Source organism: Spirosoma sp. KCTC 42546, from assembly GCF_006965485.1.
In the GTDB taxonomy this organism is placed as follows: Bacteria; Bacteroidota; Bacteroidia; order Cytophagales; family Spirosomataceae; genus Spirosoma.
The window spans coordinates 2,349,123-2,371,897 of sequence record NZ_CP041360.1 but is presented as its reverse complement, the minus strand read 5'-3'; the positions used below and the strand labels follow the sequence as shown (position 1 = coordinate 2,371,897).

Annotated in this window: 24 protein-coding genes; 15 read left to right on the top strand and 9 right to left on the bottom strand. The window is 45.4% G+C overall.

The features are described from left to right. The first annotated feature begins 56 nt into the window (after positions 1–56). From pssA to EXU85_RS09555, 3 genes are all read left to right on the top strand, one after another. Positions 57–710 carry a CDP-diacylglycerol--serine O-phosphatidyltransferase gene (gene pssA, locus EXU85_RS09565; RefSeq protein ID WP_142771864.1) on the top strand — a complete coding sequence of 218 codons (654 nt, stop codon included), beginning with the start codon at positions 57–59 and terminating at the stop codon, positions 708–710. An 85-nt stretch (positions 711–795) separates the two neighbouring features. Continuing rightward, positions 796–1,047 carry a phosphoribosylformylglycinamidine synthase subunit PurS gene (gene purS / locus EXU85_RS09560; RefSeq protein WP_142771863.1) on the top strand — a complete coding sequence of 84 codons (252 nt, stop codon included), beginning with the start codon at positions 796–798 and terminating at the stop codon, positions 1,045–1,047. A gap of 104 nt (positions 1,048–1,151) precedes the next feature. After that, positions 1,152–2,159, top strand: a complete 1,008-nt coding sequence (locus EXU85_RS09555; protein ID WP_142771862.1) for a 3-oxoacyl-ACP synthase III family protein — start codon at positions 1,152–1,154, stop codon at positions 2,157–2,159. Between the two features lie 91 nt (positions 2,160–2,250). Here EXU85_RS09555 and EXU85_RS09550 read toward each other — a convergent pair whose 3' ends face one another. Further along, positions 2,251–2,622 carry a CoA-binding protein gene (locus tag EXU85_RS09550; RefSeq protein WP_142771861.1) on the bottom strand — a complete coding sequence of 124 codons (372 nt, stop codon included), beginning with the start codon at positions 2,620–2,622 and terminating at the stop codon, positions 2,251–2,253. 315 nt (positions 2,623–2,937) lie between these two features. On the opposite strand from EXU85_RS09550, the gene EXU85_RS09545 reads away from it, so the two are divergent. Continuing rightward, the gene (locus EXU85_RS09545; RefSeq protein ID WP_142771860.1) at positions 2,938–3,531 is read left to right on the top strand and encodes an HNH endonuclease; all 594 of its coding nucleotides are present in this window, start codon (positions 2,938–2,940) and stop codon (positions 3,529–3,531) included. A 74-nt stretch (positions 3,532–3,605) separates the two neighbouring features. On the opposite strand, the gene EXU85_RS09540 is transcribed toward EXU85_RS09545, so the two are convergent. Both EXU85_RS09540 and EXU85_RS09535 read right to left on the bottom strand, forming a co-directional pair. Continuing rightward, complete coding sequence (locus tag EXU85_RS09540) at positions 3,606–7,463, bottom strand: HAMP domain-containing sensor histidine kinase (RefSeq protein ID WP_142771859.1); 3,858 nt, start codon at positions 7,461–7,463, stop codon at positions 3,606–3,608. 122 nt (positions 7,464–7,585) lie between these two features. Further along, a complete protein-coding gene (locus EXU85_RS09535) occupies positions 7,586–7,885 on the bottom strand; it encodes an iron-sulfur cluster assembly accessory protein (RefSeq protein WP_142771858.1) in 300 nt (99 codons plus the stop codon). A 62-nt stretch (positions 7,886–7,947) separates the two neighbouring features. Between EXU85_RS09535 and EXU85_RS09530 the strand changes: the two genes are divergently transcribed. Continuing rightward, on the top strand, positions 7,948–8,472 hold the full coding sequence (locus EXU85_RS09530; RefSeq protein WP_142771857.1) for a hypothetical protein: 525 nt from the start codon (positions 7,948–7,950) through the stop codon (positions 8,470–8,472). Between the two features lie 66 nt (positions 8,473–8,538). Here EXU85_RS09530 and EXU85_RS09525 read toward each other — a convergent pair whose 3' ends face one another. The 3 genes from EXU85_RS09525 to EXU85_RS09515 all read right to left on the bottom strand — a co-directional run bounded on the left by EXU85_RS09525 (position 8,539) and on the right by EXU85_RS09515 (position 10,555). After that, positions 8,539–9,381, bottom strand: a complete 843-nt coding sequence (locus tag EXU85_RS09525) for a hydroxymethylglutaryl-CoA lyase (protein WP_142771856.1) — start codon at positions 9,379–9,381, stop codon at positions 8,539–8,541. Continuing rightward, positions 9,378–9,728: a transmembrane 220 family protein gene (locus tag EXU85_RS09520; protein ID WP_142771855.1), complete on the bottom strand. Its 351-nt coding sequence runs from the start codon at positions 9,726–9,728 to the stop codon at positions 9,378–9,380. The genes EXU85_RS09525 and EXU85_RS09520 overlap by 4 nt, the downstream gene beginning before the upstream one ends. Positions 9,729–9,832: 104 nt before the next feature. Then, complete coding sequence (locus EXU85_RS09515) at positions 9,833–10,555, bottom strand: tetratricopeptide repeat protein (protein ID WP_142771854.1); 723 nt, start codon at positions 10,553–10,555, stop codon at positions 9,833–9,835. A 336-nt stretch (positions 10,556–10,891) separates the two neighbouring features. Between EXU85_RS09515 and galK the strand changes: the two genes are divergently transcribed. From galK to EXU85_RS09485, 6 genes are all read left to right on the top strand, one after another. After that, entirely contained in the window at positions 10,892–12,064 is a 1,173-nt protein-coding gene (galK, locus tag EXU85_RS09510; RefSeq protein WP_142771853.1) for a galactokinase, read from the top strand. Between the two features lie 62 nt (positions 12,065–12,126). Further along, a complete protein-coding gene (gene fsa, locus EXU85_RS09505) occupies positions 12,127–12,786 on the top strand; it encodes a fructose-6-phosphate aldolase (protein ID WP_142771852.1) in 660 nt (219 codons plus the stop codon). 105 nt (positions 12,787–12,891) lie between these two features. Then, a complete protein-coding gene (locus tag EXU85_RS09500; protein ID WP_142771851.1) occupies positions 12,892–13,572 on the top strand; it encodes a cell division ATP-binding protein FtsE in 681 nt (226 codons plus the stop codon). 127 nt (positions 13,573–13,699) lie between these two features. Further along, a complete protein-coding gene (locus EXU85_RS09495; RefSeq protein WP_142771850.1) occupies positions 13,700–14,638 on the top strand; it encodes a sugar phosphate isomerase/epimerase in 939 nt (312 codons plus the stop codon). Positions 14,639–14,732: 94 nt separating this feature from the next. Continuing rightward, on the top strand, positions 14,733–15,206 hold the full coding sequence (locus EXU85_RS09490; RefSeq protein WP_142771849.1) for a Dps family protein: 474 nt from the start codon (positions 14,733–14,735) through the stop codon (positions 15,204–15,206). Between the two features lie 100 nt (positions 15,207–15,306). Further along, the gene (locus tag EXU85_RS09485) at positions 15,307–16,488 is read left to right on the top strand and encodes an Nramp family divalent metal transporter (protein WP_142771848.1); all 1,182 of its coding nucleotides are present in this window, start codon (positions 15,307–15,309) and stop codon (positions 16,486–16,488) included. A 71-nt stretch (positions 16,489–16,559) separates the two neighbouring features. On the opposite strand, the gene EXU85_RS09480 is transcribed toward EXU85_RS09485, so the two are convergent. Beyond that, a complete protein-coding gene (locus EXU85_RS09480; RefSeq protein WP_142771847.1) occupies positions 16,560–17,576 on the bottom strand; it encodes a hypothetical protein in 1,017 nt (338 codons plus the stop codon). 790 nt (positions 17,577–18,366) lie between these two features. Between EXU85_RS09480 and EXU85_RS09475 the strand changes: the two genes are divergently transcribed. Next, entirely contained in the window at positions 18,367–19,176 is an 810-nt protein-coding gene (locus tag EXU85_RS09475; protein ID WP_142771846.1) for a hypothetical protein, read from the top strand. A gap of 20 nt (positions 19,177–19,196) precedes the next feature. On the opposite strand, the gene EXU85_RS09470 is transcribed toward EXU85_RS09475, so the two are convergent. Then, a complete protein-coding gene (locus EXU85_RS09470) occupies positions 19,197–19,526 on the bottom strand; it encodes a tetratricopeptide repeat protein (protein WP_142771845.1) in 330 nt (109 codons plus the stop codon). A 171-nt stretch (positions 19,527–19,697) separates the two neighbouring features. Here EXU85_RS09470 and EXU85_RS09465 point away from each other — a divergent pair, with 171 nt between their 5' ends. The 3 genes from EXU85_RS09465 (at position 19,698) to EXU85_RS09455 (ending at position 22,173) form a co-directional block, all read left to right on the top strand. After that, positions 19,698–20,435: an electron transfer flavoprotein subunit beta/FixA family protein gene (locus tag EXU85_RS09465; protein WP_142771844.1), complete on the top strand. Its 738-nt coding sequence runs from the start codon at positions 19,698–19,700 to the stop codon at positions 20,433–20,435. 80 nt (positions 20,436–20,515) lie between these two features. Further along, positions 20,516–21,478, top strand: coding sequence for an electron transfer flavoprotein subunit alpha/FixB family protein (locus EXU85_RS09460; RefSeq protein WP_142771843.1), 963 nt, complete (start codon positions 20,516–20,518; stop codon positions 21,476–21,478). A gap of 101 nt (positions 21,479–21,579) precedes the next feature. Further along, on the top strand, positions 21,580–22,173 hold the full coding sequence (locus EXU85_RS09455; RefSeq protein ID WP_142771842.1) for a bifunctional nuclease family protein: 594 nt from the start codon (positions 21,580–21,582) through the stop codon (positions 22,171–22,173). A gap of 73 nt (positions 22,174–22,246) precedes the next feature. On the opposite strand, the gene EXU85_RS09450 is transcribed toward EXU85_RS09455, so the two are convergent. Beyond that, positions 22,247–22,747: a PPC domain-containing DNA-binding protein gene (locus EXU85_RS09450; RefSeq protein ID WP_371731995.1), complete on the bottom strand. Its 501-nt coding sequence runs from the start codon at positions 22,745–22,747 to the stop codon at positions 22,247–22,249. Between the last annotated feature and the right edge of the window lie 28 nt (positions 22,748–22,775).

Sequence of the window (22,775 nt, the reverse complement as noted above, 5' to 3'; positions counted from 1 at the left end):
CATAATTAATTCATCATTTATAATTGAAATCTCTCTTCAAACACTTACCTAACGCTATGACCTGTGGCAATTTGCTGTGTGGTTGTATCGGATTGGTCATGACCTTACGTGGGCATCTGGAAACAGCTTCCTGGTTGATAATGCTTGCAGCTGTTCTCGATTTTGGGGATGGTTTCGTAGCCCGGTTAGTGAAAGTATCGGGCCCATTTGGGAAAGAACTGGATTCATTGGCCGATGTCGTAACCTTTGGTGTTTTACCGGCTGCAATCGTCTTTCAGCTTGGGTGGTTTCAGGGACTCGGCTCAATTTCGTACGGTGCTTTTCTGATTGCTATTCTGGCTGCTTTACGCCTGGCGAATTTTAACATCGATACCCGCCAGTCAGAATCTTTTCTTGGCTTACCCGTGCCCGCTAATACAATGCTGATTGCTGCGTTTCCGCTTATGGAACGCTATCAGCCTCAGTTCGATGCCATCTGGAAAAACGATATTGGCCTGGGTATGATGATTGCCTTCTCGTTTATGATGGTGACAGAAATACCTCTCTTTGCGCTCAAATTCAAGTCGTTTGGCTGGGCTGATAATCAGATTAAATACAGTTTTCTGATCGCATCTATACTACTCCTGTTATTTTTGCAGTTTGCAGCCATCCCGCTTATTATTCTACTTTACATTATTCTTTCACTTTTTACCAAAGAGCGAAAGAGCTAAGAAGCGAAAAAGTGAAATCTATACACTCCCCAATTCGCTCTTCCACTCTTTCACTCCGCTCCGGCGTTCCGGTTCACTCTTTACAATGAAATACATCGCTGAAATTAACATTATGACCCGTTCGGAAATTCTGGATCCACAGGGCAAAGCCGTTAAACTGGGACTTCATAATCTTCAGATGGACACCATCGACAATGTTCGTATTGGAAAGCATATCCGGCTCGAAGTGGATGCGGAAACCGAAGATCAGGCCCGGACAACCGTCGATGCAGCCTGCCGTCAATTGCTTGCGAATTTGATTATGGAAGAGTACTCATTCGATTTGCACACAGCCTAAAGACAACCGTTGTCTTTTTCCGGCATAAGTAGTACCCATGGTTTATTCGAGAGAATTTACACCATAAAAAGTACTATTTTTGCCCACTATTTTGCTAACTGCGAATGAATACAATTTATTCAAGTATTAAAGGGTTAGGTTTCTACGTTCCAGATACCATTGTTACGAACGATGACCTCACCCAGTATATGGACACCTCCGATGCCTGGATACAGGAACGGACGGGTATTAAACAACGTCGGTACTTTACCCACGGAAAAGATACGAATGCCAGTATGGCAACGGCGGCCTCCCGTATGGCGCTCGATCGGGCGAATCTGGTGGCCAAAGACGTTGACCTGATTGTTTATGCAACTATAACACCGGATTACTATTTCCCTGGGTCGGCCTTTCTGATGCAGCGCGAATTAGGGCTAGAAGGCATTGGAGTAATCGACATTCGGAACCAGTGTTCGGGCTTTGTATATGCGCTATCAATAGCCGACCAGTTCATTAAAACGGGAATGTATAAAACCATTCTGGTGGTCGGCTCGGAAATCCAGTCAACATTTTTAGATAAAAGTAATGCGGGCCGGGGAGTTGCTGTCATTTTCGGTGATGGTGCCGGAGCGGCCGTTGTACAGGCCACGACAGACCCTGAGCACCGGGTTTTATCTACCCACCTTCACGCTGATGGGCGCTATGCCGAAGAACTATATGTGCGCGATCCGGGCAGCAGTCGGGAAGGGCGTTGGCTCACCGAAAGTACGCTAACCGATGGCAACTATAACGTGACGATGAATGGTAATACCGTTTTTAAACACGCTGTAGTGCGGTTCATGGAGGTAATAAACGAGAGTCTTGAGGCAAACGGCTATAAATCCGACGATCTTGCCCTATTAGTCCCGCATCAGGCAAATATCCGCATTTCGGACTATGTTCGTCAGCAGATGAATTTACCGGAAGAGAAAGTATTTAATAATATTCATCAGTACGGTAATACTACAGCGGCCTCTATTCCTATTGCCCTGACCGAAGCCTTTGAACAGGGGCGCATTAATCCCGGTGATTTAGTTTGCCTGGCGGCCTTCGGAAGCGGTTTTACCTGGGCATCTGCATTAATTAAATGGTAAAGTAGTTGTATTGGTGAAGTATGTGGAGTAAGTGCTAAAAGTAAAATCACAACCACACATACTTCACCAATACAACTACTCCACCATTTAACTAATACGTTCCTACCGACAGCATGACGAGTGTACAGGCTTCAATGGGTTGGATACCTTCAGCCTGAAGCTGTTTCTCAAATTCTGGATTTTCGGCACCTGGATTGAAAATTACCCGGCGGGGCTTCAGGCTTTTGATATAGTCGTATAAGTTGGGTTGGTTTTGTGGCCCAACATACATCGTGACGGTATCGATATCTTCGAGCACTGGCTGCCCTGTTCGAATCGGATTTCCCTCAATCTGGCCTTCCCGTAAGCCAACCAGTTCAATTTCGTGGCCGTGACGAAGCAAACTATAGGCGGCCAAATTTGCATAGCGACCCGCCTTTTCGGTGGCTCCAACAACCAAGGTTTTCTTTGTGTGTGCTTCCATTGTCTCATAGGCATGCACATTAGGCGTACAGTCCCATACATTCTTAACCAATCTACTATACAAGCGGTTTCGGGATGTAACGTATTCTGGATAAAAATTTATCAAAGATTAACGTTACTTCTGCGCAAAATCCGGTCAGTATCAATAGCTTATGCTGGTAATATTCTACTTTACTGGTTCACCTGGGCAGTACAATCAATATATCAATAAACTGACAACTATTTTGCCATACGGTTGTTAAGCACTCATTAACTGAGTTTGGCCTGTTCAATTGTACTTCACAGCTAAACAAAAACATTAAAAATTACTTCGGTCATGGATGCCAAAGGGAACCAAAGCTTCTGGAATGAAAAGTGGACACCAATTGTGTTTGAAGGAATTGAGAATCCTCCCCGCTATGAGGTCTCAAATTATGGAAGGCTACGCAGTTTTCAATCTGCTCCTACTACGCCTGCTGGTAGTGTAGCTGGCAATGCCGCCGGAAAACCAATTAAAGGGTCTGTCATTCAGGGCTATCGGTCCCTTAACATTCGTTCAGGAGGGAAAACGTTTAATCGGTACGTCCACAAATTAGTAGCCGAACACTTCGTTAAACGCGATCAGCCTGAGCAGACCTTCGTTATTCACCTCGATCACGATAAGCAGAATAATTACTATCCAAATCTGCGCTGGGTAACGAAAGACGAAATGATTGAGCACAATCGGAATAACCCCAGCCTGAAAAACCGCCAACTACCTCGTCAAACCCGCAATTACAAGCTTACTGAAAGCAAAGTCAAAATCATTAAAAAGCTGTTGCTTAATGATAAAAACCGGCTAAAAATGATTGCAAAGCAGTTTGGCATTACGCATACGCAACTGAATCGTATCCGATCGGGCGAAAACTGGAAGCACGTTACCATTGAATAAGTTGATACCTGAAGTAGAGTCAGTAAGTTGCAGAGGCTGAATTGCTGCTTTCGCTGATTAGCCACTTACTGACTTCAATAATTAACCGATTCGCCAACTAATGGTCCAGGAACGCCCGCTAGTGGGAGTGATACAAAGAATGAAGTACCAACGCCTTCAACGGTTTCGAACCAGATAGTACCTCCTGCATGCTCAACCCCCCGTTTAGCAAGAGCCAGCCCTAGACCCGACCCACCCCGTTTTGTACTAAAATTTGGCAGGAAAACCTTGCTTTGAATGGCCTCCGGAATGCCAGCGCCATTGTCGTGAATTTCAATCTGAACAGCATCGCTGTTGGTATAGAGCTTCAGATCAATAACAGGCTTCCGATCGGGGGGAACCGACTGAATGGCATTGATAATCAGGTTGGTCAGCATGCTTCCCGTTAGCTGCCGATCGCCCATCGCCATTACTGGCCCATCCGTTACCTGTCGCCGGAGTATAATCCGCTTGTCATCAGCATACAAGTCAGCTGTTTTATTGAACACCCCCGTCATTTCAAAAACTTCCTTCTTGGGCAAAGGCATTTTCGCAAATTCGGAGAACGAGGTTGCAATATCGCTCAGGTTATCAATCTGGTCCAGCAACGAATCAAACGTTCTCAAAATGATCCGACGGGCCGGATCATTGGCTCCTGCCGACGAATCTTTGGAATTTGGAAACGTCCGCTGCAAATGCTGCAACGTAAGTTTCATGGGTGTAAGCGGGTTCTTGATTTCGTGAGCTACTTGTTTAGCCATTTCGCGCCAGGCCGACTGCTTCTCGGTTTGGGCCAGTGCCAGCTTGCTCTCTTCCAGTTTGAGTAACATTCGGTTGTATTCCCGAATCAGCAGACCAATTTCGTCGTCAGATTGCCAGGGTAAGGGATCATTGGGAAGTTCTAAATTGGTTTTCCTGATTTTCTGCGTCAGTAACCGAAGGGGTTTCGTCAGCATGTGTGATGCGAAATAGGACAGGATCAGGAAGAATAAAAACAGCGCCGTAAATATGCTGAGCGAGGTAGCAATAACCTCAATAATTTTCCGATCGAGTTCAGGTTGCGCATAGAAATACGGAATACTCAATACACCTAGCAATCGACCATCATACGATTTAATTCCGGCATAGGCTGTTCTATACTGCTTACTTCCCAGTGACTCATCGAGCAAAATCTGATTCTCTTTGTCCTCAATTATATGAATGTAGGCCTCCGGGTTAATTCGTTTGGAAAGATACCCGCTTTCATAGATGAGTGGACGCGTGGACGTATAGAGCTGACCTTTTGTATCGAACAGATTGATGTCAATGTCGGCGTCGCGGGCAATTTTACTCAACTCCTCCTCCATGGATGCTTTACTACGCTTTTTTGTATCGAGGTGCTCATCTAAATACGCCAGGAAGTTCGTAGCAATATTCCGCGTGTTGCTGATGTATGTATTTTTCTGATTATCAACATAATTGGAACTTATGACCCCCAAGATGATAAGAATGACAAATATCAACGGCAGAAAAAAGGCCAGGTTCAGCAGAATTTGAATCCGGGTCGAGTAGTTAATATTAAACTTGGAGAAGCGGTAATTGATGGCATACCCTAAAATGACCAGGATAACCGTCATAACCAATAATAAATACAGAAAGGAGAAATTGGAAAAGATGTTTCTGAACGGATATTCCGGTGATGATACCACCACAATCCGCCCATCCTGCCCGCGCTGGGCAACGTGCTGAAATTGATTACTGGCAACTCCAGTCGAAAACAGCGCCGGATTATCGAGCATGGATAGCTCCAGCTTCCGATCATAATTATAACTGCCAGGGCCACTATAGAGCAGCCGATGTTGTGCCGTCCCAAATGATGAACGGCCTAATGCCGGACCGGAAAAGAACGCATAACTATATTCTTGCGTGTCCGGGTTCTGCGTAAACTTAGTATCAACCAATAATTCAGGATAAACACTTTTGGGCCGTTCATTACGCAGCCGGAGATCCAGGACAACATACCCCAATGTATCAGACGAGGAGGTACTCAAGGGCCGGCTTACTGTTGACACAGTGCTAGGCTGGCGAATAGCTACAAAGCAAACGTATTGCTTAACAAATTGATTATCAACTTCATTTATAAAATATACGCCTGGATATTCTGTTTTATAGTTGGTCTTCCGGTACCGATTTGTTAAGGTTGTAAATGAAATAGGATTCGGGCTTATGTCGAGTGGGCGCCCATTTGCCCGGAATGAAAACACTTCAATATCATATTTATCAAAGTACTTATCTAAGTGAAGGCTTTTTACCCGTTGCTGAATACGCTCCCGCACCAATAAGGTATCTGTTTGTAAAGCACGCCCAATTTCAGCGTCTTTTTGAATGGACTCCTGCGCTTTACTCATTAAGAATTCCCCAAATACATCATTTTCGGCCAGGAGTTGTGTGGCAAACTCCTGTTCATGATTTAGCTGCTTCCTAATTTCCTGATTATAAACTACATAAGATGTCATTACAGCACAAATGAATGCTGCCAGGAATAGGTATATTGAGGTTTTGTACCGAAATGTATAAAGGGTTTTCGGCAATTGGCTAATGTAAATGAGCAGGAAGTAGACGCCATTCAGGAGAAATACAGGATCTAATGCCCCCCCCAGAACAAGCCAAATTCCCCCACCTAGCGCTGTTCCTGCCACAATAAGCAAGAGACCAATGCCAACATGATTAATCCGGTTGTACCGCAAAAAAAGGCTAGCCAATAAATGGATCACCAGGAAATAGATGCACGATATGGTAATAAAAACCACCAGGCACACAACTTTTAAAAACGAAAAGTGGATGTTAAGCGTGATGTCGAGTGTAAACTGAGACTTTTCGTAAATATTGTTTAGCTCAATGTAACAGAGCGAAAATACCATATAGCTGATCACAACACAGCTTACCGATAGCACCAGTTTGAGCCACTGAGGTCGGTGCAGCAAAAACATATAGGTTTTCGAACGGTAATAATACCTGACCCAGTAGAATGCCAGTATCGCAATCACTAATGCATTGAGCAGTAAGTCCCCCAGAGATGGTACCAGAACAGACGAGGCATAATACTTGGGATTAAACAGATCCGTTTCGATGAATAAAAACGGTACACCCAAATAGAGCATCACGGCCCTCAATAGCAATAAGTAAACGGCCAGCCCAATAAACCCCAATTCATACTGATGTTGCTTCTTTAGACGAAACATCAATTGCATGACGTACATCCCCAGAAAAATCATAGCTAGCGAAGCCAGAATAACTGTATTGACTGGGGTAGAATGGTTCCGATAGGCATCTACCTTGGGAGGTTCCACCGAGAACAGAAAAGCGGATGTATTATCGTAAATTGCCTGGTAGGCGCGTTGTCGTTTATCAGTAATAGACTGAGGATCAAGCGCAAACAAATTTGGATTATAGCCCGACTGTAAATAGGCATTATTACTGTGATAATACCGATAGATGTTGACTAGTGAAAAAACATCCAGCAATTCCGCTCCTACGGCCACACGTTTATGGCTAACTAAATAACGTCCCTGCTCAAAATCAATCAGTTTAGGTGTTGTCGTTGCAGAAGTTAACTGTGCAAATTCTGGAATAAACCGGTAGTCGGACCAATAGACTAGTTGTTTATTTTGAAATACAAAATAAGGATATTGAGTTGGAAGCTTAAATAGATTGGTGAACGTTGGCTTGGGGTTCCGCTGTAATAAGCCAGCTACACTGTCTAAATCAGCATTACTGACCTGCATTTCTTCTTTTACCCGTTGCTGAACAGCACTCACATATTGCTCATCAGTAGCCCCTGGCGCGTTCTGTTCCAGCAAGAGAAAGCACAAGACCGACAAGCCTGCGGCTAATGCTGCTAATAGCAGGAAAATATGTTTTTCAATGCGCTTCACTAAATGGGCAGTATGGTCTTAGTCAAAAGCATTCCCTAAAATCATGCCAAGTTTTCAGATAATAGGCTCCAGTCGACAGGCATTGACAAATAGCAGTGATAAGTTTATCAAATGGCTCTTACCTAATGGCTATCAGCGGGCGATTTTTCGACAGTATAACCACCCGTTTCATAGCCAATTTCAGCCCCTAGCACATAAAGTAAATGTTTCCGGTCAATAATGACCTGCACCCCTTCAACGTTATACACTTCGTCGGTGGGACCAGGGAGGTCAAACCCCAATAACCAGGATGACCCACAACCGCCCCCTCGAACACCGACGCGTAATCCATATTCACCGGGAATTTTATTGGCTTGTAATGTGTCCAGAATTTGTTGACGCGCTTCGGGTCTAACACGAACGGGATTATCGATTATCAGCATAAATTACTATAAACCCTTTTTTCAAATTTACCCATTTTTGCGGAACAACGTTCCTTCTTTCTATGGACCTATTGAGTGACTTTCTAAAATTAATTGTACCGGCAGGGTTAGTTTTATACGGTATGTATCTGGCAGTAAAGCTATTACTGGAGCGTGAGGCCGATCATCATCGGTACAACATTCAGGCTCGTTATACCGAAACGGTTGTTCCAATTCGACTACAGGCTTACGAACGAATGGTTCTCTTTCTGGAACGTATTAGTCCCAACAATTTATTGTTGCGGCTGGGTGGTAGTTCCACAACGGTACTGGAGTTTCAGCAGCGTCTCCTTCAGGAAATTCGGGATGAATACAATCATAACGTGTCGCAGCAGGTTTACATGAGCCAAGCTGTCTGGGATCAGATTCAGGCTGCCATGAACGACGTAATGGTACTTATTAATCAGGCATCGGGCGATACCCGTCCCGACGCGCCCGCTCTCGATTTATCAAAGCGTATTTTCGAACGAATTATTCAGGGAGATAAACAGCCAACATCCGATGCCCTGCATGCATTGAAGGCCGAAATTCAGGCGATGTTTATGTAAGCACGGGGCAGGGTGCACGGAGCCGGGTTTACTACACTTGCACTCCCTGCACCGGGGCTCCCTGTTTCAAAACACTCCTGCCGCTAGCATTAGGGACTTCTGTAAGGCTGCCTGGTTAATAGACAATGTAATTCCTTCGCTGGCTAACGTCTGAATAATTTCTTCGGTTGGCAGGTTACCCGTCAGATCGTCAGCGGCCATAGGGCATCCTCCAAAGCCTCGTAAGGCGCCATCTATCCGCTGAATGCCTGCCCGTACAACGGCCCGCACTTTAGCATCGGCTTCACCTGGGCGAGCATGTAGGTGCGCTCCAAATTCAACCTTCGGAAAGGCCTGGATCAACTCTCGAAAAAGCACTTCAATAGCTTCGGGTGTTGATGATCCAACGGTATCAGACGGAGCAATGATTGTAATACCCAGTTGTACTAACTGCTCTGTAAATTCAACCACCAATTCGGGGCTATATGGATCGCCATAAGGGTTACCAAAGCCCATCGACAGATACACAACCAATTGTTTTCCTGTACTCAGGCACAATTTCTGAATGTTGACAACTTCAACCAAAGCCTGCGCAATTGACTTATTCGTGTTCCGTTGCTGAAACGTTTCTGAAATAGACAAGGGGAATCCTACATACTGAATCTGCGGATACAAAACAGCCTGTTCAGCACCGCGCAGATTAGCAACAATGGCCAGAAGTTTCGTTTTAGTCTTTGATAGAGTAAGACCAGCCAATACCTCGGCGGTATCTCGCAACTGCGGAATGGCTTTAGGCGATACAAAACTCCCAAAATCCAGCGTATCGAACCCAACCTGAAGCAAGGTATTCAAATACTGGATCTTGAGGTCGGTTGGCACAAAATGATCCAGACCCTGCATCGCGTCACGGGGACACTCAATGAGTTTCATCGACGAATTGGTTGACGAGCCCATATTGCCAGCACGACCATGACAGCGGCAACCAAAGCCAGTCCTCCAGCTTCTCGGGCCATTTCGATATTCATACTGCGCATGCCCACTTCGCTGAATAAAAATCCTTCAAACTTTGGGGGCCATTGGTAAATAGCGGCTATAACATAAACAGCCGCTAATACCACAAAAAACCACCACTGCCCCACCCTTGCATAAGCCATAAAACAAGCGGCAGCGGCCAGTCCATAAATTGGAATCCATACCTCAGGGTCAGGATCATTGTACTGAACGACCGCGAACAGAATGAAAAGCAGGCCAAAAATGATACAAAGGGTTTTACGCATTCTATTTCTTAGTTAATCGGTGGTGTACGTGAAATAAGTGAAGTAAGTATTGGAGCAGAAGCCTCCCTCCTATTTCACGTATGCCACTTATTTCACAAAATACTTTAGTTACAATACTCGGCTACAGCATTAGAAGCGTCGGCATAGCCCAGGGTTTGTGCTTGTTTCAGGTTCAGACACCCACTCTCACGAGCATTTTGCAGTAATTGAGCAATGCCTAAACCATAAAACGCTTTCCCAAACTTAGAATCCGCTTTAACTGCCTGCTGAAAATCGGCAATGGCGCCCGCCAGTTCTTTCTGCTGAAATCGCAGATTCCCTCGATTGTATAAAGCCAGTGCGTTTGTAGAATCTAATGTAATTGCCTGCGAAAAATCGGTTAATGCGGGCTGAATTTGTCCCTGTGATGCAAATAATTGTCCCCGGTTCAGGTATAATTCGGCGCTGATGCTTCGGCTGGTGTCGGGAGCTAATCGAATGGCATCCGAATAATCTTTTAAAGCCCCCGTTAAATCATTTTGGGCCACTTTAAGCAATCCTCGGTTATAATAAGGGCGATAGAAACCAGGTTCCAGTTTGATAGCCTGGTCATAATCGAGGGCGGCATTGGCATATTCTTTCAATTCAAAATAAGCCACTCCCCGTGAATTGAACGCTTCCGAATTGGCGTCATTGGCTTCTATTGCCTGATTTAACACCTGTACCGCTTCCCGAAACTTGCCTTCTTTCAAATAAACCCGTCCTTGCTCAACATGCTTATCAGATGAATTACAGGCGGTTAAAATGAATAATGTAGAGTGAATAATGTAGAGTGTTAATCGCTTCATTGATTGACTGAGCGAATGAGTGAATGGGAGAATGAGTGACTAGCTGTCATGTGCTTTTATTCACTCATTCACTTATTCACTCATTCACAATTAATTTTAATTTAGACAAAGGTACGTGCGAAATTTGGTCGTTTGGCTAACAATTGCTTAACTTTGCATCGGCAAATCGGTGCTACCAGCTCCTGCTGAATCCCCCAGGTCTTGACCGAAGCAAGGGTAGGTGGTCGTAGCGGTGAGACATTGGTTTGCCATTTTTTATTTCCGCCCAGTGCGGTTACGCTGTTTAGCGGGTTCTGCGTTTAGCTGTATCAAACCGCTAAATTCCCTAAACCCAAGATGAATCTGCTTAGCCAACTCACTACCTCGTTTCAGAATTCATTTCAGACCGACCCGCTGCTCATTTGCTCTCCCGGTCGTGTAAACCTCATTGGCGAACATACTGACTACAACGAAGGGTTTGTACTTCCGGCTGCTATAGACAAGGCAATTTATTTAGCCGTTGGCCCCCGCTCCGACAATGAGCTCCATTTTGTAGCACATGACCTGAACAAGACATATCAGGGCTCACTCAGCAACCTAATTCCAACAAACACCTGGGCAGACTATCTGCTTGGAGTGGCCTCCCAGTTCCGGCTGGCCGGTCATGAATTTAGTGGATTTAACTGCGTTTTCGGGGGTACAATTCCCATGGGGTCCGGCCTTTCATCGTCGGCAGCCCTCGAAAATGGAGTTGGTTTTGCAATCAATGAACTATTCGGCTTAGGACTTGATCGGATTGCACTGGTCAAACTTTCACAACGAGCCGAAAACGAATTTGTTGGTGCCAAAGTGGGCATTATGGATATGTTTGCCAGCATGATGGGCAAAGCCGACCATGTGATCAAACTCGACTGCCGATCGCTCGAATACACCTATGCTCCCTTGCAAATGGACGGCATTAGTATTGTCCTCTGCGACTCACGGGTGAAACATTCCCTGGTGGCCTCTGAATACAACACACGCCGGTCTGAATGCGAGGCTGGCGTCCGGTTTCTCCAGAAATTTTATCCAGAAATCAAGAGTTTGCGCGACGTAACCATGCCGATGCTGGACAAACACCTTCGCGATGCAGACCCCTTACTGTACCGGCGTTGTGCGTATGTAGTGCAGGAAAACCAGCGCTTACTGGATGGCGTTGCAGCCCTGGAAGCAAACGATGTGGCAACGTTTGGCCAATTGATGTACGGCTCCCACGAGGGATTAAGTAAATGGTATGAAGTTAGTTGCCCGGAGTTAGATATATTGGTCGACATTGCTCGCAAGCAAGAAGGTGTACTGGGAGCTCGGATGATGGGCGGAGGATTTGGTGGCTGTACCATCAATCTGGTGCGCGAAGAAGCCCTCAACGCATTTACTGACCTGATTATAAAACAATACAAAGCCCAAACGGGGAAAGATACGTACCTTCACGTCTGCAAAATCCAGAACGGAACGAGTATAGTTAGTAAGGCGGCAGGTGTAAATAAGTAAATGACGTGAAAAGCAGCTTATAGACCTACTGACCACAAACAATTAATTAACTCTATTTTACCATGAAATTTTTCATTGACACAGCCAATCTGGCTGACATTCGGGAGGCCCAGGAAATGGGAATCCTAGACGGCGTTACAACCAATCCTTCCCTGATGGCCAAAGAAGGTATTACGGGAAAAGATAACGTAATGCGGCATTACAAGCAGATTTGCGAAATCGTACAGGGCGATGTCAGCGCAGAAGTCATCTCGACTACCTACGATGAGATGATTAAGGAAGGCGAAGAACTGGCTGATATCGACGAGAACATCGTGGTAAAAGTGCCAATGAGTGGCGATAGCATCAAAGCCATTAAATATTTCTCCGAAAAAGGCATCCGTACAAACTGCACACTGGTATTCTCAGCTGGTCAAGCGCTGTTGGCTGCCAAAGCGGGTGCTACCTATGTATCGCCATTCGTAGGTCGGTTAGACGATATCTCGACCGACGGTATGGCCCTGATCGAACAAATTGTGAATATCTATACCAACTACGGCTATACAACCGAAGTATTGGCCGCATCGGTGCGTCACCCAATGCACGTTATTCAATGCGCCGAAATCGGTGCTGATGTTATGACGGCTCCTTTGGGCGTTATTAAAATGTTGCTCAATCACCCATTAACAGACAGTGGCCTCGCCAAATTCCTGGCTGATCACGCGAAAGTTGAGAAAAAGTAAGATACGGTATTCGGTTTATGGTTTACGGTAGGCTGGCGCGTCATAATTTCTTGCGCCAGCCTACCGTAAACCATAAACCGTAAACTTTATACGATAACCCAATTTATGTTTTCCACAGAATCCGTCCTTACACTCGACCACGCCGATATCTATCAGGACAAGAAGTTGGTCTTAGGCGATGTATCGTTTCAGATTAATAAGGGCGATTTTGCCTATCTTATTGGTCGAACCGGGAGTGGAAAGACATCATTACTTAAGACCCTATATGCCGATTTGTGGCTTCAGAATGGGAAAGGTCTTGTTGCAGGTTATTCTCTTGAAGCACTCAAACCCCGCGATGTCCCTCAACTTCGCCGAAAAATTGGCATCGTTTTCCAGGATTTTCAGTTGTTTTCCGACCGTTCTGTTGAAGACAATCTAAAGTTTGTTCTTAAAGCAACTGGCTGGTCGAGTAAGACCGACATGAACAACCGCATTGCCGATGTGCTCATGCAGGTTGGTCTGGGTACGGCCCAGAAAAAAATGCCTCACCAACTCTCAGGCGGTGAACAGCAACGTGTGGTGATTGCCCGTGCCATGCTCAATGAGCCACTCATTCTTATCGCCGATGAACCAACGGGTAACCTCGACCCGTCTGTAGCCGATCAGATCATGAAAGTCTTTCAGGCCATTAACAATGCCGGAACAGCTGTGCTTATGGCTACGCATAACTACGATTTGTTAAATAAATACCCCGCCCGTGTGCTCCGTTGTCAGGATGGGCAAGTAGTGGAACTAGGCGGATAATTCTAGTTGAAAGAATAAGTAAGTAGGCAGATTTTAACTCTTTAGATCGTTAGATTCTATTGAGTGTAGGGTACAGATTATCCATGCAGTAGAGTCCATTGGCTCCAATCTTGCACTAGTACCCTCTATGAATCTAGACCGTCGTCATTTCCTGGGCTCACTCACCGCGCTGGCCGGTAGCTCATTATTCACTATACACCAGCAAGCTCAGGCAGCTTCACTTGCCAAATCATTTCCAATTGCCTGCAATTCCTATACCTGGCTAACGTTCTACGGAAGACAGGGTAAGACCTGGATGGCTGACCCAGATGTATCGTTTCGCGAACTGGTACAGTCGGGCCTGACGGCCTATGAACCAGCCGTGAACTCGGCCGAAGAAGTCACTAAACTCCTACCGCTATTAACGAACTATAAGCTGGCGATGCCTTCATTGTACGTTAACAGCACACTTCATCAAGCCGCTGAGGCCCAAAAATCCATCGATACCGTTCTGGCTATTGCCGATGCTGCCCGACCTGCCGGTACAACCCTTTTTGTTACGAATCCCAGTCCGATTAAGTGGGGCAGCAATGATGATAAAACCGACGCTGAGTTGACGGAGCAAGCTCGAAATCTTGATCGGCTGGGCGCTGAATTACGTAAACGCGGCATCACCCTAGCTTACCATACCCATGCTCCTGAACACCGGCAAGCCGCCCGGGAGTTTCACCATATGCTGCTGGCAACTGATCCCAAACATGTATCGCTTTGTTTAGATGCACACTGGGTTTATCGTGGGTCCGGAAACTCACAAGTAGCCTTGTTCGACGTCGTGAAACTCTACGGCAAGCGGATTGTTGAGATCCATATCCGTCAATCGCGGGAAGGCATTTGGCAGGAAACCTTCGGCGATGGGGACATTGATTACCGACGTCTTGCCGCCGAGTTAAAAACGCTGGGCGTTCGGCCTTTACTAGTTCTGGAACAGTGTTTGGAAAAAGGCTCGCCCAATACAATGGGTCCTGTAGAAGCTACTAAACAGGATATAGCCTATGCTAAAAACGTTTTTGCCGACTTAGTAGGATAATGAAACAAACAGCTCAATTGACGGTTATTCATCAGTAGCCTGCACAACGCAGGTTGCAATGAATTACCAAGTCAATTAAACTCACGTTATCGTTATGCAACCCAATATAGGCCTTGAAAAAGATGTCTTAAAACAGGACAACACCCTCCTAAACGACTTCCTGTCAGATCTTCACGTACTTTATATTAAAACCCGAAAATACCATTGGAATGTCGCCGGACCGAATTTCATGGAGTACCATAAATTCTTTGAAAGTCAGTACAAGGCTATAGAGGCCGAAATTGACGAAGTGGCCGAACGCATCCGACAGTTAGGGGGTACCCCTCTGGCTACAATGGCTGAGTTTATTCATAATACCAGCCTGAAAGAAGACTCAGGAAAACCCAAAGACACGGCTGATATGTTCAGGAATCTCTTATCAGATCATGAACAAATCGTTCGCGAACTCCGTGAAGATGTTGAAAAGTGTGACGAAGAACTGAAGGACGCCGGTACCGCCGATTTTCTGACGGGACTTATGGAGGCTCATGAAGCAATGGCCTGGATGCTGAGAAAGTATCTATCTTAGGAATAATAGTGAAAAAAGAAGAGTGAAGAGTCTAGAATAATGAGAGTTAGGAATTTTCCCTATATTCATCATTCTACATTCTTCACTCTTCTTTTTTATCGTGCCTAAATCTCTTTCTATCCGCTCTGGCCTCGGCAGTGTCTTGTTTTGGTCAGTTATTTCAGCCGCCTTTATTGGTCCCGGCTCAGTCACCGCATGTGCTATAGCTGGCTCGAAATACGGGATACAACTGCTCTGGGTACTCACGTTCGCTACGCTGGGTACGGTATGGCTACAGGAAGCAGCAGCTCGCATTACGATTGCTACGGGCAAAGATTTAGGCCAGGTTATTACACAAACGTACACAGGCGCACGAGGGCGTTGGGTTGGCTGGACCTTATTTCTAGCTATTTTTCTGGGTTGTGCAGCTTATCAGGCAGGTAATATACTGGGAGCGGTAGCTGGTCTTGCCTTACTTACTGGTCTCCCTGTTCCAGCCCTAACGATTGGGATTGGTTTTGTCTGTATTGCTCTTTTGTGGATTGGGTCGACTCAGAACTTAGCTAATTTCCTGGGCCTGATTGTATTTGCCATGGGTGGCGCTTTTGTTTATGTAGCATTTGGCACACCCGTTACGCCAATTGCACTAACGAAGTCTCTCCTAACGCCAAGTTTTCCAGATGGATCATTATTACTCATCAATAGTCTGATAGGCACAACTATTGTACCCTACAATCTATTTTTCGGATCAAGTATTGTATCAGGACAATCGCTTAGCGAAATGAAGCTGGGAATTTGGGTAGCAGTAATCATCGGAGGTATTATTTCAGTGGTATTACTACTGGCTGGTCTACTCATCCCCGGCGATTTCTCCTATCCCCACATGGCGCAGGTCTTAACGGATAGCCTTGGAACATGGGCTGGCTCTTTATTTGCCTTTGGATTATTTGCCGCTGGCTTTGCCTCTTCTTTAACAGCTCCATTGGCTGCAGCTGTAACGGCACAAAGTTTGCTAGGGGTGCCAAAAAATTCCACTACCTATCGTGCTATCTGGCTTGTAGTCATGCTAACCGGGCTCACCTTTGGGTTGCTGAACGTAACCCCTATCCCAGTCATTGTTGCGGTACAGGCAATCAATGGCATCCTTCTTCCTTTTGTTACCATTTTTCTATTTGCCGCTGTTAATAATCGAACGTTGTTGGGTGCATACCGTAACTCGTTAGCCCAAAATGTGGCAATGGGGTCTATAGTCCTTGTTACAGCGATATTGGGGCTGTGGAACGTTTGGCTAGCGTTTCAATAAGCAATGGGCTCGCAACCTGGAGTTTACCACGTTGCGAGCCCATTACTCTAAATTGACAGGTGATTACTCGATTAGTTCTTTTTGCTCAGTTTACGATTTTGCTGTTCCAGGCGCTCAATTCGCTTTTGCTGGTCAATTAGATGCAGGGTCAATTCTTCGTTTTTCTTCACTAATGTAGCCAGGAGTGTTGTCAGGTCAACGCCTTGTTTTACCATTTCGGTTGCACTTGGCATATCGGGCAAATGCTTATTTTGTTGAACATATTGCTCTACTTCAGCTAACGGTTGCAGTTTATACGTGGGAGCAAATACATAATCGGCCCATTGGCGTTCCGACTTGGGTTGTACCTGCATGGCTAGAGCCGATAACCGCCCCCCTAATGTAACGTCGCCTTTTTCATTGACTGTCAAGAACTTACTGGCAGTTGCATCATTTGCAGGGGAATTAGCCGTCATATTTGTCAAACGCAGACCGCTGCTCCCATCCGCACCAGCAGTGAGTTCCAGTCGATTTTGAGGAGCCGACGTACCGATGCCAACATTGACATTATTACCTAACACCAACGCATTACTGCTCAGGACGCGGGCATTAGCGCCTATAGCCGTTGCATTCGATAATCCTACGCCAATACCTACTGCATTAGCCCCTAACAGGGTATTATCCTGCCCATCCATACCATCGAAACCAGCATTAGGGCCAATAATGAGATTACGGTTTCCACCTTTATTGCGTTGGCCGGCATTATAGCCAATAAATACATTGTCGTCACCATCGGTATTCAGTTTACCGGCTTCATACCCGATAAACGTATTATGGCTACCGATTGTGTTCGGGAAACCAGCTTTATAGCCAAAATACGTATTATAGGAGCCCGTTGTATTTCCCTGCCCAGCCTGGCTACCCATAAACGTATTATACGTTCCACCAATCACAGCACTAGTACTCTGCCCAATGAACAGGTTACTGGTACCATTAGGCGATTGAAAACTCACGACCTGATTATCTGGTGTAATGATCTGACTTTGAGCAAATGTCTCCGCTCCTAAACTGGTGGTCAGTAAGAGTAAGGTAAATGTAACGTGTTTCATAAGTAAAACTGGCTATGGAAATAATGACTAAATACAGCAAATTTCATTCCGATTTATTTCGCCCAACGTATTTATAATTAACTGAAAAACAGACGAAAATAGCAACTGCAATTCATTTGTAATGTATCGGCAAGATACTAACGCCAATAACCCCTAACTCCATTTGCGAAGATTTATACTCTAATCAGTACCAAGCGCTAACTTCTATAGCTGTTGGTCTTCTTTTTCTCTTTCAAACCCAGCCAGACTCAGGGAACTAGATTTATTGTCGCCAGTAATTAATGGCAAATTAACCAACTGTTTTCATCAATTCAATTTATAGTACAACATCTTCTTCCCTGATTTCAAATCAGTAAGTAGCAGTTTACCATTATCGCTATATACACTGATCTTCTTAAGCGCCCGTGCCCCCCCGTAGTTCTCCACTTACCTGCTAACTGGATGCTCACCAGGTGACAACATACTGTAAGGAAACGGATGAGTTAGCTGGCGCTATCAGCTTTCCTACCAATACCCGGACCAACCAGCCGGTTGCATACAGAAACAACACGATAATCAGGTACTAGAACAGGCAGTTCATTCTGTAAGTAGCTACTCATAGGCCCTTAATTAATCAGTCCAGTTTGTTACTTTTAATTCATTGATAGCCAATAGACTATCAGCATTTTATTAAATGGTAGCTGTTCCAGCGAACTTTGAGAAAAACTAATTTCAATAGTAAAACAGCATTACTTGATTATGTAACTTTACCGTAATTAAATCTAATTATCTGCTCCAAACCTTATAGAGTATGCGGCTTTTTCCCATTCCTACCTATGCCCTTTGCGCCTGTCTTTTGGCTGGTGCATTGAGTAGTTGCGCCCCAACTCTTACGGCTACCTATCAGCTTGAACCCGTTTCGGGTGATATCGCTACCATTGACGGGCGCCCGGTTACGAAAGCGGAGCAAAATGGTGTGGGTGTAGTTGCTTCGTTCGAGCGTGAAGATCTAGAGTTTGTTACGCTAGACGTTGAAATAAAAAATAGGACAGATCACCCAATCGAGGTAAATCCGGCAGATTTTCATTTTGTTGCTCTAGGTTCCGCCCAGGATACACTCCAGGATTCGATGAACCCAACAACGGTACTTACCCGCTCAGCCGCTGACCCATCTTATGAAGTCAGCCGTATGGCTTTTAAACGGAAAGAGGAAGAAAAGCGACTAAAACGGGCAAAAGTCTTTAATACAATTCTCATGGTAGCAACCATTGCATCGGATGTTTCCTCATCGAGCAATAGCCGTTCATACCGGGAATACGCGAGCAATCGAGTAGTTCATGGTCTTGCTTATCAGGGCCTTGCTGTGAAACGGGCTGTTGATTATAGCACCTTTGCCAATCGGATGCAACGGTATGACTATGAAGAATACCGCTGGCGGGAATTAGCGTTAAAAGCCAACACGCTGGCTTCTGGTGAATCGGTACGTGGATTTGTGTATTTGCCCAAAGTTCAGCTAGCGAAGTATCTGGCTATTAATTACACAATACCTGAACAGACCAACGTACCACTTCTGTTCAAGCAGGATTTAGTTCAGCAAAAGAATACCCGGAAACGGCGGTAATGATGACCCGCTAACAAAAATCACCATTCATCATCCTCTTCTTCAAACGCCTGTTGCGCCCGCTGTAATTCCTGTAGCGTTTTCAGGTTATTCTGCATTTTTGCCAGCGCAATCCCCTTATCATACAACGCAGCGGCCTTATCCCGCTCATCCAATTCAGCGTAAAGAGCGGCTGCGTGATAATAGGTAGGCAAATAATCGGGGTGACCATTCAATAATTGGTCAAAATACATTCGGGCCTGCTCGGGTTGCCGGTTCACATACTCCATGGCCAATGCATAAACATTGAACGGATTCCCAGGTTCTTCCTCTACAAACTCCATTAATTGCTGAATACGATCATTATTCATACCTTCGAGAAAAATAGTATGCTTGCATACTATTTTTTTAAGATTGTTTGTATTTTTGACCCGTAAAAGTAGTCAACAGATGTCAGGCGATAGTCATACATCAAACAACAATCGCCTACAGGCTGTCGACTAACAACTAAGCACTACGATAACTACAAAACCCTAATAAGCATGAAAATATTAGTGTGTGTGACAAGTGTGCCTGACACCACCACCAAAATTGCCTTTACAGACAATAATACCAAGTTGAATAAGGCCGGTGTAACCTTCATCACTGGCCCTTATGACGATTACGCGCTTGCACGAGCCGTTGAACTTAAAGAAAAAACAGGAGCGACTATAACTGTCCTGAATGTTGGCCAAGCTGACTCTGAACCAGTTATCCGCAAATGCCTGGCCATTGGTGCCGACGACGCTATCCGAATCAATGCGGAACCAACCGATGCTTATTTCGTAGCCGAGCAAATTGCAGCCATTGCCAAAGAAAACAACTACGATCTGATCTTGATGGGTCGAGAATCCATCGACTACAATGGAGGCCAGGTCCATGGTATTGTGGGCGAGATGCTGGGGATACCTTCCATTTCACCCGTTATGCTCCTCGACCTGGATGGGGATACGGCTAAGATTACCCGCGAAATTGAAGGCGGCAAGGAAAGCCTGGAGGCTAAACTCCCCTTAGTACTCGGTTGTCAGGAACCTATTGCCGAATGGAAAATTCCAAATATGCGCGGCATTATGACAGCCCGAACTAAACCGCTTAAAGTAGTTGAGCCAACAGGTACGGACAAGCTTACTACCGTTGCCAGTTATGAACTTCCGGCACCTCGTGGCGCAGTAAAAATGATTCCCGCCGACGAAGCTGAAAAGCTCATACAACTCCTGCATACCGAAGCTAAAGTAATTTGATTGTATTCGGTTTTCCGTGCACGGTTTATGGCGCAAGCTTTAGAGCCGAAAATTGAAAACCATAAACCGAAAATTTTTCTATGTCAGTTCTCATATTTGCCGAATTAGACGAAGGTAAAATTAAAAAATCCTCCCAGGAGGCCATTTTTTACGGTGCAAAGGTTGCCCAGATGACGGGCACGTCAGCCACCGCAATTATTATTGGACCAGCCGATGATGTTGAGCTGGCTTCGGCTGGTCGTTTTGGAGCGACCAGTGTATTGCATGCTACAGATGCTAAATTGACTGAGCCAAATGGAATGGCTTATGCCACTGTGGTGGCTGCAGCAGCTCAGCAAGAAGGCAGTAAGGTCATTGTGCTGGCGAAATCATCCTTAGCCGATGCCATGACAGCGCGGCTGGCGGGTAAACTTAAAGCGGGCTTAGCTGCCAATGTGATCGCCCTACCCGACGTGTCGAATGGTTTTCAAGTGAAAAGCAGCATCTATACCGGGAAAGCGTTTGCTTATAATGACCTGAAAGCTGATATAAAAATTCTGGCAATCAAGAAAAATACCATTACCCCTGAAGAAACAGACGCGACAGCCTCAGTAAACGCGTTTACACCGGCATTAAACGACGCAGATTTCGCCATTTCGGTAAAAAGTGCAGAGAAATCGTCAGGTGATATCCTGCTTCCTGAAGCGGACTTAGTCGTATCCGCTGGCCGTGGGTTGAAAGGGCCGGAAAATTGGGGAATAGTTGAAGACCTGGCCAAAGCGCTTCATGCAGCAACCGCCTGCTCCAAACCTGTATCTGACTTGGATTGGCGCCCTCACTCCGAACATGTAGGCCAGACTGGACTTAAAATTAGCCCCAATCTTTATATTGCCTGTGGTATATCGGGGGCCATACAACATTTGGCTGGTGTAAACTCCTCGAAGGTAATTGTTGTTATTAATAAGGACCCTGACGCTCCGTTTTTCAAATCAGCCGATTACGGTATCGTTGGGGACGTGTTTGATATACTGCCGAAGCTAACTCAGGCAGTGAAGGCCCTCTAGTTAGTCCCTGTAAGTCGAAAGTCATTATTTTTATTGAAAACTTACGATCACTGATGGCTTCTGACTAATGACTGAAGGCTAAAAATTGCTAATTTCGCACCGTGGATAAGATTAAGCTGGAAATATTAGGACTATCGCCCAGCCAGTCGCAATCGGGTTCGTTTGCGCTGGTCTTAGGTGAAGAATATGGTAATCGTCGGTTGCCTATCATCATTGGCATGTTCGAAGCACAGGCCATTGCTATTGAAATAGAAAAGATTGTTCCGAATCGCCCGATGACCCATGATTTGTTTAAGCAATTTGCTGAACAATTTAAGTTTACGGTTCGTGAAATCATGATTTCTGACTTAAGAGAAGGCATTTTCTTTGCGAAAATTGTTTGTTTCGACGGTGTTCGGGAGTCGGTCATTGATGCTCGTCCATCAGACGCCATTGCCATTGGCATTCGATTTGACGTACCCATCTATACGAACGAGTCTATTTTGTCGGAAGCGGGTATAACGGCTAGCGGAAATGACGAAGAAGAACAGGAAGAACTCGTTCGATCGTCAAACCGCCCCTCCACCCGTTCATTTGGCGATCAGTTGAAGAACGCATCTTCCGAAGAATTACAACGAATGCTGGAAGAAGCTCTAGGTAATGAAGAGTACGAACGAGCGGCTAAAATTCGCGATGAAATGAGTAAACGTAATTAATCTCCTCATCTTATGTAAATAGAGAAAAGCCATCCTAGTAGGTGGCTTTTCTCTATTTAGAGATTCACTTTATTTATTTTCTTCTTTTCTTCCGAACAACCAACTCTTTATAACCGAATACCGGATCCGTTTCCCGCGAATACACGATGTCAGTCATCACCCCTATTACCACTTCTGCTGTTGTATAGATTTTACACCCCTCCAGGAGATGCCCTCCAATCGTACGACCAGTTGAATCAGATACAGACAGGTGTACGTGGCTTCCGTTAGTGGAGAGAGTACCAACCAGCGAAACAACCTCATAGTGCCCTTGCCATACACTCGCATTCTCCTGGTTAGCTAGCCGTAAGGTTACATCGGTTAAACTTCCCACACACGTTAGTAAAGCGCCTGCTTCAATACGTTCCTGACGGACAATTGCATCCAGCTCCTTCTTCAAATCCTGCCCCGGACGTAGCCTGAACGAGTAGGTCTGCATGATAGTCGAAACAACAGGGGTGTTAGTCGGTTGTGGTTGTGCACTTAGCATAGCTATAAAACTGTGAATGATCGTAAGTGTAAAGAAAATGCGCATTTGCGGTTGTGCTATATTGAATTGTTCC

Bases quoted from the DNA above. Each gene is read 5' to 3' on its own strand.
- pssA (WP_142771864.1), top strand. From the start codon at position 57: ATGACCTGTGGCAATTTGCTGTGTGGTTGTATCGGATTGGTCATGACC.
- purS (WP_142771863.1), top strand. From the start codon at position 796: ATGAAATACATCGCTGAAATTAACATTATGACCCGTTCGGAAATTCTG.
- EXU85_RS09555 (WP_142771862.1), top strand. From the start codon at position 1,152: ATGAATACAATTTATTCAAGTATTAAAGGGTTAGGTTTCTACGTTCCA.
- EXU85_RS09550 (WP_142771861.1), bottom strand. From the start codon at position 2,622: ATGGAAGCACACACAAAGAAAACCTTGGTTGTTGGAGCCACCGAAAAG.
- EXU85_RS09545 (WP_142771860.1), top strand. From the start codon at position 2,938: ATGGATGCCAAAGGGAACCAAAGCTTCTGGAATGAAAAGTGGACACCA.
- EXU85_RS09535 (WP_142771858.1), bottom strand. From the start codon at position 7,885: ATGCTGATAATCGATAATCCCGTTCGTGTTAGACCCGAAGCGCGTCAA.
- EXU85_RS09530 (WP_142771857.1), top strand. From the start codon at position 7,948: ATGGACCTATTGAGTGACTTTCTAAAATTAATTGTACCGGCAGGGTTA.
- EXU85_RS09525 (WP_142771856.1), bottom strand. From the start codon at position 9,381: ATGAAACTCATTGAGTGTCCCCGTGACGCGATGCAGGGTCTGGATCAT.
- EXU85_RS09520 (WP_142771855.1), bottom strand. From the start codon at position 9,728: ATGCGTAAAACCCTTTGTATCATTTTTGGCCTGCTTTTCATTCTGTTC.
- EXU85_RS09515 (WP_142771854.1), bottom strand. From the start codon at position 10,555: ATGAAGCGATTAACACTCTACATTATTCACTCTACATTATTCATTTTA.
- galK (WP_142771853.1), top strand. From the start codon at position 10,892: ATGAATCTGCTTAGCCAACTCACTACCTCGTTTCAGAATTCATTTCAG.
- fsa (WP_142771852.1), top strand. From the start codon at position 12,127: ATGAAATTTTTCATTGACACAGCCAATCTGGCTGACATTCGGGAGGCC.
- EXU85_RS09500 (WP_142771851.1), top strand. From the start codon at position 12,892: ATGTTTTCCACAGAATCCGTCCTTACACTCGACCACGCCGATATCTAT.
- EXU85_RS09495 (WP_142771850.1), top strand. From the start codon at position 13,700: ATGAATCTAGACCGTCGTCATTTCCTGGGCTCACTCACCGCGCTGGCC.
- EXU85_RS09490 (WP_142771849.1), top strand. From the start codon at position 14,733: ATGCAACCCAATATAGGCCTTGAAAAAGATGTCTTAAAACAGGACAAC.
- EXU85_RS09480 (WP_142771847.1), bottom strand. From the start codon at position 17,576: ATGAAACACGTTACATTTACCTTACTCTTACTGACCACCAGTTTAGGA.
- EXU85_RS09475 (WP_142771846.1), top strand. From the start codon at position 18,367: ATGCGGCTTTTTCCCATTCCTACCTATGCCCTTTGCGCCTGTCTTTTG.
- EXU85_RS09470 (WP_142771845.1), bottom strand. From the start codon at position 19,526: ATGAATAATGATCGTATTCAGCAATTAATGGAGTTTGTAGAGGAAGAA.
- EXU85_RS09465 (WP_142771844.1), top strand. From the start codon at position 19,698: ATGAAAATATTAGTGTGTGTGACAAGTGTGCCTGACACCACCACCAAA.
- EXU85_RS09460 (WP_142771843.1), top strand. From the start codon at position 20,516: ATGTCAGTTCTCATATTTGCCGAATTAGACGAAGGTAAAATTAAAAAA.
- EXU85_RS09450 (WP_371731995.1), bottom strand. From the start codon at position 22,747: ATGCGCATTTTCTTTACACTTACGATCATTCACAGTTTTATAGCTATG.